This is a genomic window from Burkholderia sp. E168m23, assembly GCF_016586125.1.
In the GTDB taxonomy this organism is placed as follows: domain Bacteria; phylum Pseudomonadota; class Gammaproteobacteria; order Burkholderiales; family Burkholderiaceae; genus Burkholderia; species Burkholderia orbicola.
Genome location: NZ_BCPP01000070.1, coordinates 1 through 13,404, shown reverse-complemented (window position 1 = coordinate 13,404; position 13,404 = coordinate 1). Strand labels below are relative to the sequence as shown.

The 13,404-nt window shown below is 66.0% G+C and carries 13 protein-coding genes; 7 read left to right on the top strand and 6 right to left on the bottom strand.

Translation table 11 applies throughout. The features are described 5' to 3' along the window. The 7 genes from JMF90_RS06220 to JMF90_RS06190 all read left to right on the top strand — a co-directional run. Positions 1-553 (top strand): MFS transporter (locus JMF90_RS06220; RefSeq protein ID WP_201324991.1); only part of this gene is annotated, 553 nt, incomplete at its 5' end. Further along, positions 543-1,460, top strand: coding sequence for a TauD/TfdA family dioxygenase (locus JMF90_RS06215; RefSeq protein ID WP_011549792.1), 918 nt, complete (start codon positions 543-545; stop codon positions 1,458-1,460). The genes JMF90_RS06220 and JMF90_RS06215, both read left to right, overlap by 11 nt. After that, positions 1,461-2,747 carry an aconitase X catalytic domain-containing protein gene (locus JMF90_RS06210; protein WP_011549791.1) on the top strand — a complete coding sequence of 429 codons (1,287 nt, stop codon included), beginning with the start codon at positions 1,461-1,463 and terminating at the stop codon, positions 2,745-2,747. Then, the gene (locus tag JMF90_RS06205; RefSeq protein ID WP_011549790.1) at positions 2,744-3,208 is read left to right on the top strand and encodes an aconitase X swivel domain-containing protein; all 465 of its coding nucleotides are present in this window, start codon (positions 2,744-2,746) and stop codon (positions 3,206-3,208) included. The genes JMF90_RS06210 and JMF90_RS06205 overlap by 4 nt, the downstream gene beginning before the upstream one ends. A 34-nt stretch (positions 3,209-3,242) precedes the next feature. Further along, on the top strand, positions 3,243-4,568 hold the full coding sequence (locus tag JMF90_RS06200) for an FAD-dependent oxidoreductase (RefSeq protein ID WP_011549789.1): 1,326 nt from the start codon (positions 3,243-3,245) through the stop codon (positions 4,566-4,568). A 165-nt stretch (positions 4,569-4,733) separates the two neighbouring features. After that, complete coding sequence (locus JMF90_RS06195) at positions 4,734-6,137, top strand: MFS transporter (protein WP_011549788.1); 1,404 nt, start codon at positions 4,734-4,736, stop codon at positions 6,135-6,137. A 143-nt stretch (positions 6,138-6,280) separates the two neighbouring features. Then, complete coding sequence (locus tag JMF90_RS06190) at positions 6,281-7,474, top strand: porin (RefSeq protein ID WP_011549787.1); 1,194 nt, start codon at positions 6,281-6,283, stop codon at positions 7,472-7,474. Positions 7,475-7,586: 112 nt separating this feature from the next. Here the strand turns inward: JMF90_RS06190 and JMF90_RS06185 are convergent, their stop codons facing one another. The 6 genes from JMF90_RS06185 to JMF90_RS06160 form a co-directional block, all read right to left on the bottom strand. Beyond that, a complete protein-coding gene (locus tag JMF90_RS06185) occupies positions 7,587-7,901 on the bottom strand; it encodes a hypothetical protein (protein ID WP_006481253.1) in 315 nt (104 codons plus the stop codon). A gap of 132 nt (positions 7,902-8,033) precedes the next feature. Continuing rightward, positions 8,034-10,079 (bottom strand): transketolase, encoded by a 2,046-nt coding sequence (gene tkt, locus JMF90_RS06180; protein WP_011695031.1) that lies wholly within the window; start codon positions 10,077-10,079, stop codon positions 8,034-8,036. 302 nt (positions 10,080-10,381) lie between these two features. Beyond that, a complete protein-coding gene (locus JMF90_RS06175) occupies positions 10,382-10,600 on the bottom strand; it encodes an FmdB family zinc ribbon protein (RefSeq protein ID WP_226292101.1) in 219 nt (72 codons plus the stop codon). 13 nt (positions 10,601-10,613) lie between these two features. Continuing rightward, entirely contained in the window at positions 10,614-12,041 is a 1,428-nt protein-coding gene (gene hydA / locus JMF90_RS06170) for a dihydropyrimidinase (protein WP_011549784.1), read from the bottom strand. Continuing rightward, entirely contained in the window at positions 12,038-12,994 is a 957-nt protein-coding gene (locus JMF90_RS06165) for a dihydrodipicolinate synthase family protein (protein WP_011549783.1), read from the bottom strand. The genes hydA and JMF90_RS06165 overlap by 4 nt, the downstream gene beginning before the upstream one ends. Then, positions 12,991-13,404 (bottom strand): FAD-binding oxidoreductase (locus JMF90_RS06160; protein WP_201324990.1); only part of this gene is annotated, 414 nt, incomplete at its 5' end. The genes JMF90_RS06165 and JMF90_RS06160, both read right to left, overlap by 4 nt.

The following is a 13,404-nucleotide window of genomic DNA, read 5'->3' as shown; positions in this document are numbered from 1 at the left end:
GGCGCTGTTTTTTCTCAGCAGCTGGCTGCCGGTGCTGATCGAAAGCGTGGGCCTCGCACCGCGCGACGCGGCGCTCGTCTCGACGATGTTCCAGGTCGGCGGCACGCTGGGCGGGCTCGCGCTGATGCGCTTCGTCGACACGCGCGGCGCCATCATCATCACCGTGCTGCCGCTCGTCGGCACGCCCCTCGTCGCGCTGCTCGGCACCGGACTGCCCGCCCCGATGCTGGTCGCGGCGGTGTTCCTGACCGGCTTCACGGTGGTCGGCACGCAGTTTGGCCTGAACGCGGTCGCGGCACTCGTCTATCCGACCGCGCTGCGCGCGAAAGGCACGGGCGCGGCGGTCGGTATCCAGAAGATCGGCGCGATCGCCGGGCCGGTGATCGGCGGGATGCTGATGTCCGCGCATCTGCCGGTCGAACGGATGTTCTTACTCGGCGCGGTGCCGGTCGCCTTCGTCGCGCTCCTCGCGTTCGCGCTCGGCCGCCTGCATCGCCGCGGCGACGATACCGCGCCGGACAACGCTCAAACAGGAGCCGCCCATGTCGCTTGAAGTCGTTCCCATTGACGCCGCGCGTCCGGATTTCGTCGGTCTCGCCAGCGGTGTCGATCTGACCGCGCCCGTGTCCGAGCCGCTCGCATGCGCGATCGACGCCGCGATGAACCGCTACGCGGTGCTGGTGTTCCGCGCTCAGCCGCTCACGCAGGATCAGCAGCTTGCGTTCGCACGCGCGCTCGGACCGCTCGATGTCGGTTTCAAGCGCGTGGCGCGACCGCATGCGCGGCTCGCCCACCAGGAACTCGCGGACATCTCGAACGTGGACGAATCCGGGCAGATCGCGGACCGCGCGCACCGGCGCATCGTCGGCAATCTCGCGAATCAGTTGTGGCACAGCGACAGTTCGTTCCAGCAGCCGGCGGCGCGCTATTCGATGCTGCATGCGGTCGTCGTGCCGGAGTGGGGCGGCGAGACCGAGTACGCGGACATGCGCGCCGCGTGGGATGCGCTCGACCCTCGCGAGCAGCGCGAACTCGACGGGCTCGAAGCGGAGCACTACGCGCTGCACTCGCGCTTCCTGCTCGGCGATACCGACTACAGCGACGCGCAGCGCAACGCGCTGCCGCCGGTGCGCTGGCCGCTGGTGCGCGAGCACGCCGGGTCGGGGCGCCGGCATCTGTTCATCGGCGCGCACGCGACGCATGTCGTCGGTCGCACGCTGGCCGAAGGCCGCGTGTTGCTGATGGATCTGCTCGAACATGCGACCGCGCGCCGTTTCGTGTATTCGCATCGCTGGCGGCCCGGCGATCTCGTGATCTGGGACAACCGCTGCACGCTGCACCGCGGCCGCCGTCACGATCTGTCGGTGCGCCGCGAACTGCGGCGCGCGACGACGGTCGACGTCGACCGATACGTGGCGGCGCCGGCGGAGCCACTCGAACCTGTACAGGGAGCACGCTAAATGCAGTTGAACGACGACGAACGGGCGATGCTCGACGGCCGCGACGGCGCGGCCGTGCAGCGCGCGATGGATCTGCTGGTGCGCTACGGCGAAGCGCTCGGCGCGTCGCGCCTGGTGGACACGAACAACGTGTGCGGCACGGTCGGCGCGACGATGCCGTTCCTGCGCGATTACGCGGCCAGGCACGGCGGCCTCGACGCGGTGTTTTCCGAATTCAACCTCGATAGCCCCGAGGTGGTCGAGGTGCCGAAGGCGAAGGTCTTCAGCAGCCACCTGCAGCAGGGGCTCGATCCGCAGCATGCGCAGCGTCAGGGCATCGACGGCGAGATCGTGAAGCTGTACCGCCAGGGCGAGGCGTTCACCGGGCGGCTCGGCATCCAGCCGCTCAATACCTGCGCGCCTTACCTGACCGGCAACGTGCCGGTGCGCGGCGAGCATTGCGCATGGATGGAGTCGTCCGCGGTCATCTACATCAACGCGGTGCTCGGCGCGCGCTCCAATGCCGAAGGGCGCGAGAGCACCGGCGCCGCGATGCTGACCGGCAAGATTCCGTACTGGGGCCTGCACCTCGACGAAAACCGCGGCGGCACGCATCTGATCGAACTCGACGTCGACGTGAAGACGGTGCAGGACTGGGGGCTGCTCGGCTACTACGTCGGCGAATGCGTGCAGGACCGCATTCCGGTGATCGACGGGCTGCGCGACGTGCCGAACCTGCCGAAGCTCAAGCACTTCGGCGCGGCCGCGGCTTCGTCGGGCGGCGTCGAGATGTACCACATCGTCGGCCAGACGCCGGAGGCGCGCTCGCGCGACGAAGCGTTTCGCGGCCGCAAGCCTCTCGAGACGATCCGCTACGGCGCGGCCGAGCGGCGCATCGCGTACGAGCGCGTCAACACCACCGCGAAAGACGCCCAGGTCGACTTCGTGATGCTCGGTTGTCCGCACTATTCGATCGAGCAGATCTGGGAGGTCTGCCAGTTGCTCGAAGGGCGCCGTATCGGCACGAATACCGAGCTGTGGATCTTCACCGCACGCGCGACCCGCCAGCTGGCGGACCAGGCCGGCTATACGAAGCTGATCGAGGACGCGGGCGGGGTGCTGATGACCGACACGTGCTCGGCGATCGGTCGCGTGATGCCCAAGGGCACGCGCGTCGTTGCGCTCGACTCGGCGAAGCAGGCGCACTACCTGCCGGCGATCATGGGCGTGCAGGCGTGGTTCGGCACCACGGCCGATTGCATCGAGGCCGCAGTGAGCGGCCGCTGGAACGGAGGGCTGGCGGCATGAGCACGCATCACGAAATTCACGAAATGACGGACAAAGCCGGCACGCCGATCGTGCTGCGCGGACGCAAGGTGGTCGGCGGCTGTGTCGAGGGCGAGGCGCTCGTCACGCGCGATCGCATCTCCGGCTGGGGCGGCATCGATCCGCGCACCGGCACGATCATCGAGACGCGTCACGAACTGCGCGGCCAGAGCTTCGCGAACAAGGTGCTGGTGTTTCCCGGCGCGAAGGGTTCGTCCGGATGGTCCAGCCAGTTCCATATCGCGCGAATCGCGGGCACCGCGCCGGCCGCGATGCTGTTCAACGAAATGACCACGAAGATCGCGCTCGGCGCGGTGGTGAGCCACGCGCCGTCGCTGACCGACTTCGACGTCGATCCGCTCGACGTGATCGAAACGGGCGACTGGGTGCGCGTCGATGCCGAGCGCGGCGTCGTCGAAGTGCTCAAGCGCAGCCGCACCTGATTCCGGCGCGCGGCTTCGTCCGCGCGCCACCGCGATGGATTTTCAAGGAGAGCATGTTTTGAACACAGGTACTCGTATCGTTCGCCGCGACGGCCAACCGACGGGCTGGACACTCGACGCCGACGTGTGCATCGTCGGCGCGGGCATCGCCGGCACCTCGGCTGCGCTCGAAGCGGCCGCGCTGGGCCGCAAGGTCGTGCTGGTTGACAGCCTGCCCGCGCTCGGCGGCCAGGCGGTCAACTCGATCATCGGCACGTTCTGCGGGCTGTTCTCGAACGGGCCGAAGCGCTTCCAGGTCACGCACGGCATCGCGGACGGCATCCTGCGCGATCTCGGCGAGAAGGGCGCGCTGCATTACAAGGAAGGGCCGCTGACGACCGTCGTGCTGTACGACGAAGTCGCGCTCGCACGCTGGATCGAGCAGAAGATTCTCGACGCAGGCATCACCGTCGTGCTCGGCGCCGTGTTGCGCGACGTGGTGCGCGAAGGGCGGCGGGTGCGCGAACTCGACGTCGCGACGCGCTACGGCGACGTACGCATCGCGGCCGACGGCTTCGTCGACGCGAGCGGCGATGCCGCGCTCACGTGGCTCGCCGGGTTCGACTGCCAGGAGCCGGAAACGCCGATTCGCGGCACGCAGATGATCGTGCTCGAGAACCTCGACGAGACCGATCTGCCGACGCCGCCCGCGTTTCGCGAGCGCGTCGAGGAAAAGGCACACGCGTATGGGCTCGAACGCAAGGACGGGCTCGTGTTCTATTTCCGCGGCCGCAACATCGGCATTGCGAACATGACGCACATCGAGACGCCGCTCGAACCGATGGCGGCGTCGCGCACCGCGCTCGTCGGCCGCGACCAGGCGGACCGCGCGTTCGAGTTCCTGCGCGCGGAGTATCCGCACATCTATCGCAACGCGCACATCCGCAGCTACGGGCTGCCCGGCATCCGGCAGACGCGCTGGATCGTCGGCGCCCAGCAGTTGCGCTCGGAAGACGTGATCGCCGCCCGGCAGTTTCCGGACGCGGTCGCACGCACCTCCTGGCCGATCGAATTGCACGATCGCGCCGAGGGCTACGAATGGAAGCCGTTCGGCGACGACCATCTGCATACCGTGCCGTTCGGCAGCCTCGTCGTGAAGGACGCCGACAACCTGATCGCGGTCGGCCGCTGCATCGACGCCGACGCGACCGCGCTGTCGAGCGTGCGGGTGATGGGGCCGTGCATCGCGATGGGCGCGGCGGCCGCGCACGCGTTCGATCTCGCGGATGGCGGCAGTGTCCATGACATCGATCGCGGCCTGCTGCGCGAGCGGCTCGCCGACAACGTCGATCGAATCGATCCACCGCATCTGAAGCACTGACGCACGACCCGCCGGCCGCGCGGCAATACCAAAGAGGTGCATCGGGCGCTCCGCCAGGAGGCTCGCAACCAGTACCCGCTGCCGCGCCGGCCAGAGACGAAACGAAGGAACGCGCGACGCGCCGGAATCTGCCGGCGCGCCGACGCGGCACCTGAGGAGGAGACGATGATTCAACCCTTGCCGGATGCGCGCACGGTGGACGTGTCGCGCCTGATCGACGAACAGAGAATCGGCCGCTTCGCGATCCTGCTGATCGCGTCGACCTGGCTCGTGATGCTGACCGACGGCTACGAGCTCAGTGCGCTGGCGTTCGCCGCGCCTTCGCTGATTCGCGCCTGGCACATCGAGCGCAGCGTGCTCGGGCCGGTGTTCGGCGCCAACGTCTTCGGCATCATGATCGGCTCGATCCTGTTCGGCTATATCGGCGACCGGATCGGGCGCAAGCGCGCGATCCTGTTCGGTGCATGCTGGTACGGGCTCGTCACGCTCGCGACCGCATGGGCGTCGAGTGTCGACCACCTGCTGTGGCTGCGCTTCGCCGCGGGCATCGGCATCGGCGGCGCGGTGCCGAACGCGTTCGTGCTCGTGTCGGAATTCGCGCCGAAGCGGCTGCGGGCGACCTGGGTCACGCTGATGTTCACCGGCTATACGCTCGGGGCGGGCTTTGGCGGCGGCGTCGCCGTGTGGCTCGTGCCGCACTTCGGCTGGCCGGCGGTATTCGTGGTCGGCGGGCTCGCGCCGCTCGTGGTGGCCGCCGCGCTGTCGTTCGTGATGCCGGAGTCGCTGCGCTATCAGGTACTGAAGGGCTGGCCCCGCGACGGCATTGCCGCGACTGCCGCGCGCGTGCGGCCCGAACTCGCGTTGCCGCCGGAGGCGCGCTTCGTCGTGACCGACGAGCGCCGCGTCGCGAAGTTCTCGCCGCGCATGCTGTTCGCCGGCCGGTTGCGCTACGTGACGACCGCGCTGTGGCTCGCGTACATCGCGAATTCGATGGCGCTGTTCTTCCTGCAAAACTGGCTGCCGGTGCTGATCGAGGCGACCGGCGTCGCCGCGCATCGCGCCGCGCTGATGACGACGCTGTTCTCCGTCGGCGGCACGCTCGGCGGCCTCGTGCTGATGCGCTTCATCGACCGCCATGGCGTGCGGCTCGTCACGTGTCTGCCGCTCGTCGGCTTTCCGCTCGTCGCGGCGCTCGGCATGAACCTCGAGACCGCCTGGCTGACGGCCGCCGTGTTCGGCGTCGGCTTCTGCGTCGCCGGCACCCAGGCAGGGCTCAATGCCGTCGCGTCGATCGTCTATCCGACCAGCTTCCGCTCGAAAGGCACCGGCACCGCGATCGGCGTGGCGAAGATCGGCTCGATCTCCGGCCCGATGATCGGCGGGATGCTGCTCGCCGCGCATGTGCCGGTGCGCGAGCTGTTCCAGGTCGCGGCGCTGCCGGTCGTCGCCGTCGCGGCGCTGATGTTCGTGCTCGGTCGCATGTACCGGCCCGGCGACACGCACGACGACGGGCTCGCGGCGTGTGATCCCGCGGGCGCCGAACCGCCGCTACCCGCAGCGGAGCGCTAGGAACAGCGGCAGCGGCGGGGCCGGGCGCGGCGCGCGCGCACGCACGGTCGCCGGTGCGATGCATGCTGCGCGTTTGCGCCCGCTGCGCGTTCCCGCCGCCTTCGATCCGCATCACCTCATTCCATCGAAACCGGAGAAGCACGATGAAAACAGCAGTCTGCACTGCTGCGGTGGCTTGCGCCCTCGCGGCGCCGCTCACGGTCCATGCGCAAAGCTCGGTCACGTTGTACGGCATCATCGATACGGGCATTGCCTGGACGAATACGGTCGCGTCGTCGATCAAGGCGCAGGGCGCGTCGCGCTGGTCAATGGCGACCGGCTGGGGCAGCGGTGACCGCCTGGGTTTCCTCGGACGCGAGGATCTCGGCGGCGGCCTCTCCGCGGTGTTCCAGCTCGAAGCGGGGTTCAGCGGATTGAACGGCACGTCGTCGCAGGGCGGCCGACTGTTCGGACGGCAGGCGTACGTCGGCTTGTCGAGCAAGCAGTACGGCAAGCTGACGCTCGGCCGTCAGTATGACTACACGTTCGACTACGTCGCACCGCTGATGGCATGGCTTCAGTTCGGCAGCATCTACGGCGCGCACATCGGGGACGTGGACGACAGCTTCCAGACGTTTCGCCTGAACAACAGCGTCAAGTACGAGGTAAGTCCGCTCGCGGGACTGAAGCTCGGCGCGCTCTATGCATTCAGCAACCAGGCGGGCGGCGGCGCCGGCCAAGGCTTCGCCAACAACCGCGCGTACGGCTTCGGGCTCGATTACCTGCGCGGACCGTTGCATGTGGTCGCGAGCTATCTGCAACTGAACAATCCGTCGGCGGGGATTGCGTCGTCGGGGAATAATCCGAACGGCGCGATCGGCGACGAGTACAGCGGTTCGACCAGCCTCTTCTACAACGCGGGCTTCGTCGAGCGTCAGCGCATCTCGGCACTGGGCGCCGGCTATTCGTTCGGCGCGGCAGCGGTGAACCTGGTCGTCACCGACACGCGGCTCGCTTATCGCGGCGGCCACAGCCTGCGCGTCGACAACTACGAGATCAACGGGCGCTACAACTTCACACCGGTGCTGATCGCGGGGGTCGGCTACATCTTCACCGATGGCCATGGGTATACCGGCAGCGGCGCCACGTCGTTCGCGACCGGCGACCGGCCGAGATGGCATCAGGTGGATGCGGGCATCACCTACCTGCTGTCGAAGCGCACCGATCTGCACATGTCGATGGTCTATCAGCGGCGGGCCGGCGATGCGGGCACCGTTGCGATCAACTTCTTCGGACCGGCGGGGGCGGGGCGTAGCAGCCAGATCGCGGTGCTGGCGGGGCTGCGGCATCGCTTCTAGCCTGCGAGTGGCGCGCGGCGGGCCGGCGCGTTGCCGCTTGCCGAACGGGACAGCATCGTCACGACGCTCCGTGAACAGGTCGCCCGGTGTGACATCCCGCCTGCGCCACGCGTTACGCTTCTTTCAGCCAGGGCATTTCCACGGGCGATACGACCAGTTGCCGGAATTCGCGCTTCAGGTCGAAGATGAACCCGACCAGGATCATGGAGTCGGCGTAAGGAATCGGAAAGACCTGCGGATTTTCCGGGGTACGCAGCGGGCGCTCCGGCGTGTCCGCTGTCGCCGCGGCGTTTTCGCGAACGCTTTCCAGGTCGTCTGCCATGGCCGGGCCGCCGGCTTTCAGCACGCGGCTACGCAGCTCGCTGAACGGTTCGATGCGCGCGGCGTCTTCGTGGTATTCGGGCACTTCATAAACGAACCAGGACATTGTCGTCTCCCATGAGAAGGGGCGCTATTCTAACGCTACGCGAGCATTCGCCGAAAACCGAGGCCGCCCACTTCTCCAGGCGTAACCAGGAACCCCGCGAGGTCATCGCCTCTCGAGTGGATCGCAGCAATGTCACACTTCGGACAGCACCTGACGCGCCGCTCGAACGACCGCATCGACCGTGATGTCGAATTTTTTGTACACGTCCTTGATTTTTCCCGACTCGCCGAAGCTGTGCATGCCGACGAACCGGCCTTCCGGTCCGAGGTACCGCTCCCATCCCAGTTCGACCGCCGCCTCGACCGCGACTCTCGCGGGAGAAGTGCCCAGCACGGCCCGCTGGTAATCGCGTGGTTGCTCCTCGAAGAGCAGGCGGCACGGCATCGATACGACGGCCGTCGGCACGCCTTCCTGCTGCAGGATGTCGCGTGCCTGGACGGCGAGGTCGACCTCCGAGCCTGTCGCGAGCAGGGTGAGTCGGCGCGGCCCGCCATCGGCCTCCCGCAAGACATAGGCGCCGCGCGCCGACTTGTTTTCGTTTCCGGGCTCGTTGCGCAGGAGCGGGACCGGCTGTCGTGACAATGCGAGCAGCGCAGCCCTGCGGGGCTGTTCGAGAATCAGCTCCCAGCACTCTGCCGTTTCGACTGGATCGGCCGGCCGATAGACGGCGAGTTGGGGAATGGCCCGAAGGGCGGCAAGGTGCTCGACGGGTTGATGCGTCGGGCCATCTTCTCCGAGACCGATGGAATCGTGCGTCATCACGAAGATGGCGCGCACCCGCATCATCGCGCTCAAGCGGATCGCCGGACGGCAGTAGTCCGAAAAACAAAGAAAGGTGCCACCGTACGGAATGAGGCCGCCGTGAAGGGCAATGCCGTTCATGGCGGCGGCCATGCCGTGTTCGCGGACGCCGTAGTGGACATATGAACCCTTGAACTGCCCGGGCTCGATCGCGATCTGGTTCTTCGTCTTCGTATTATTGGACTGCGTAAGATCCGCCGAGCCGCCCAGCAATTCCGGAATCGCATCGGAGAGTTGATCAAGCACTTCACCGCTGGCCTTGCGGGTGGCCATTGCACTGCCTGCGGCAACAAACGCCTGCCGTGCCGCCGCAATCGCCGTCTTCCAGTCATCCGGAAGCTTTCCGGCATTACGTCGGTCGAATTCGGTACGCAGCGCGTGCGGCGCCCGGCTGACACGCTCATCCCACGCGAGTCTTGCCTTGCGGCCGCGCGCCCCGATCTCCCGCCATGCTTTCAGCAGGTCATCCGGGATTTCGAACGGCGGCGAATGCCAATCGAGGGTCTGGCGTGCGCCCGCGATTTCATCCTCGCCCGGCGCATCGCTATGGGCTTTCTCGGTGCCAGCCTTCGTCGGAAAGCCGAACCCGATGATCGTCCTGCATGCGATCAACGTCGGTCTGTCATGCGTTGTCCTGGCGGTCTCGATCGCGCGCCGTATCGCGTCCGTATCGTGACCGTCGATTTCCAGGACGTGCCACCCAGCCGAGTGAAAGCGCTCGATCTCGTTGTCCGAGACCGCGAGCTGGGTGGGACCGTCGATGGAAATCGAATTGTTGTCCCAGAACGCGATCAGTTTGCCCAACCGGAGGTGGCCGGCCAACGAAATGGCCTCGTGGCTGATGCCTTCCATCAGGCAACCGTCGCCGAGAAATACGTATGTGTAGTGATCGACGAGGTCATCGCCGAAGTGCGCATTCATGACGCGCTCGGCCAACGCCATGCCGACGGATTCCGCGATGCCTTGTCCGAGGGGACCGGTCGTCAGTTCGATTCCATCGGCGTGCGAGTACTCGGGATGACCTGGCGTCTTGCTGCCGACTTGCCGGAAGCGCTTGAGCTCGTCGAGGGTCATGTCGGCATAGCCCGTGAGATAGAGCAAGCTGTAGAGGAGCATCGATGCGTGTCCGTTGGAAAGGACCAACCGGTCCCGATCGATCCAGTGGGGGGCGGATGCATCAAATTGCATGAACTCCTTGAACAGCACCGTCGCAACGTCGGCCAGCCCCATTGGCGCACCAGGATGGCCGCTGTTGGCATTCTGTACTGCATCCATTGCAAGGAAGCGAATACAGTTCGCCAGCGCGCGCAGATGCGGGTCTCGCGGGGGCGGCACCGCTTTGGCGGTCGTGCGGGAATGTGCGGTGGGATCGCTCATCGGTTCTCCTGTTTTTCGCTCGGAAAGATGAGGCTACGGGGCAATATCCATGCCTTTTCCACGGGTGCAAGCTGCCGACCGAGGTGAGGTCAGTTCTACGGCGGACGGAGGCACGTTCCGGGGCGCGAATGGACGTCGAACTGTTGGAGGAAATGGGCGCGCGGCGACGCGGAGTTGCGTACCGAACGGCGGTTGGGCAATCCGTTCATCTGGGGATCAGGACGCTGGTGACGTTGTTGTGAGTCGGCGTGGGGATTCAACCCTTTTTCACGCCAAGGGGGCGAGGCGAAAACGGCTAAAGACTACGATCTACAGCAAGCGCAATCGAGTCGGGACTTTAGGTACGCACCATCGTCGCCCTCGTGCGAAGCATCATGATTCGACCGGTATATCGACGGGAGCGTCAGTCTGACGCGCGGCGCATATTGTCCGCATCGAGGGCAGCACGCAGGAATATCTCGTTCGGAGACCATGCGGCGCGCGTCGAATACGCCGCAGCCGGGACATGCGTACTCGTACATTGGCATGTCGTGATCATCCGAGCGCGCCGAGCTCGCCCCGCGCGACAAACCGTCCGCGTCCCGTCGGGCCGACCCACTCGTCATCGTCGACAAGCCATTGTCCACGCAGCATCACTTTCTTGACACGCCCTGTCACTTGACGCCCTTCGAACAGCGTGAAATCACAGTCGCTGTGCTGCGTGCGCGCGCTGATCGTGTGCCGTTCGTCCGGATCGAACAACACGATATCCGCGTCACTGCCGATCGCGAGCGTACCTTTCCGTGGAAACAGGCCGAACAGTTTCGCCGGCGCGGTCGACATCAACTCGACAAACCGGTTCAGCGAAATCTTGCCATCGCGTACGCCGCCGTCGTAGACGACGGTCATTCTCGTTTCGACGCCAGGGACGCCGTTCGGGATCTTCGAGAAATCGCTCGCGCCGAGCGGTTTCTGATTGAAGTTTCCGCGATGGCCCTCCTTCATGCAGTAAGGGCAATGGTCGGTGGAGATCAATTGCAGGTCGTCGGTCCTGAGCGCCGTCCAGAGCGCATGCTGCGCTTCCTTTGAACGCAGTGGCGGGCTCATCACGTAGCGGGCCAGATCGAAATTGTCGTCGGCATAAACGGACTCGTCGAAGAACAGATAGTGCGGGCAGGTTTCGGCGAAGACCGGAATGCCCAGGTCGCGCGCTTCGATCACGTGCTTGAGGGCTTCCTTGGCAGAGAGATGCACGAAGTAGACGGGCGCTTCCGCAAGCTCGGCCAGCTTGATGCCGCGGTGGGTCGCTTCGCCCTCCATGATGGCCGGCCGAGTCAGTGCGTGATAACGGGGGGAAGTGTGGCCCTGAGCGATCGCCTCGCGAATCAGCAGATCGATCACGGTGCCGTTTTCCGCATGGAGCGCAATCATCCCGCCATGCTGGCCGACCATGCGCATGGCCTGGAAGATCGCCGCATCGTCGGACATCACGGTCCCGGGATAGGCCATGAACATCTTGAAGCTCGACACGCCTTCATGCCGGATCGCGTCACGCATGTCTGCCAGAACCTGCTCGTCGACTTGCGTGACGATCACATGGAAGCCATAGTCGATATTGGCGGCGGACGACGCTTTTGCCCCAGCGCGCGCGATCGCTTCAAGCGGGCTCGTGCCGGGTGTCTGCAGCGCGAAGTCGACGATCGTGGTAGTGCCGCCAAACGCGGCCGATCGTGTGCCGGATGCGAAATTGTCGCAAGTGGTCGATGTGCCGAAGGTGTTTTCCATGTGGGTATGGCAGTCGACGCCGCCGGGAAATACCAGCAAGCCGCTGGCATCGATCACGTGGGTGTCCGGACCGACTTCAAGCGCGTGACCGATGCACGCGATGCGCTCCCCTTCGACGATGAGGTCGGCGACGTAGTCGTCGACCGCCGTGATCAGGCGGCCGCCCTTGATGAGGGTACGGGGTGTGGCGTGCGTCATGTGGAACTCCGGTCTGGTTCGAGGGCGAGAGCGAGAGCGAGGGCGGCTTCGAGGCGTGAAATTTCGTCGGTGGACAACGGTGTGACTGGCGGGCGTGCCGTCGGATGTGGAAACTTGCCGGCCAGGTGAAGGCATGCCTTGAGCCGTGCGGTGGCGCGCGAGCCGGGCGTGGTGCCGTAGATCGCCTTGGCAAGCGGGTAGAGCATCGAGTGCGCACGCTGCGCGTCGGCGAGCCGACCTTCCGCCACCGCGCGATAGAGCGCAACGATCTGCACCGGAACGAGCGCCGCGAGACTGACGAGACTGCCCTCCGTTCCCAAGGCAAAGCATGTGAACAGATGCTCGTCGCCGGACGCCATCACCGCGACGTGTGGCGCGACCTCCCGCAGAAGCCTCCGATTGGCGTCGTACGCACTGGTTTCCCAACTGCCCTCCTTGACGGCCACCACATCCGGCAGAGCGGCGAGCGCAGCGAGCGTATCGGGCGGATACGCCATTGCACCGGTATTGACGCCTGCCTGATAAAGGATCATCGGCAGTCGCGCAGCGGCGTTCGCGATATGGTGATGCGCGAGGACGATGTCACGATCGGTAGACAGCGCCCAGGAAAATGGCGGAAACAGGAGCAGCGCATCGGCGCCTGCGCGTTTGGCATCGTCGGCATGGCGTTGCGCTTCGTAGCTGTCCTCCGCATTGACGCCGGCGACGATGATCGAACGATCGCCGCAAACTGCATGCGCGATTTCGACGACGCGTCGTTTTTCATCACGGGAAAGTGCATGGTTTTCGCCGGCGTGCCCGTTGACCAGGAGGCCGACGATGCCAGGCACCGATGTGACATCGTCGAGATGGCGGGCGAGCGCGGTCTCGTCGAGCGTGCGACCGTGCGCGTCGAGCGGGCATAGCGTGGCGGCGTACACGCCGTGGAACGGGTGCGGTGTCGATGGAATCATGCGGTGGCTTCCGGTGAGGTCAGGGTGGGCGTACCCGTTGATGCGATCAGCCGCGCGGGGTCGAAGAGCGGCATTTCGAGTGTCCGGCCAAGCATCGCATCGGCCAGCAACCTGCCCATGTAAGGGCCGCTCGTGTAGCCGGAATGCACACAGCCGATTACCCAGGCATCGTCGTGCCCGGGTAGCGCGCCGATCATCGGCATCGCGTCCGCGGTTTCGGCCTCGAGGCCGAGCCAGATTCTTGCGACGCGCGCGTGCTCGAGGGCCGGAATGACGTGCTGCGCGAGACGCAGGTTGCCGATCAGGTTTTGCGGCAAGGCTTCGACTGGCCCACGCCGGCGGTCGCCGATGCCTTGCCAGCCACCGCCGATCAGGACGGTGCCGTTCGCGAATTGCTTGAGCGAGAGGAG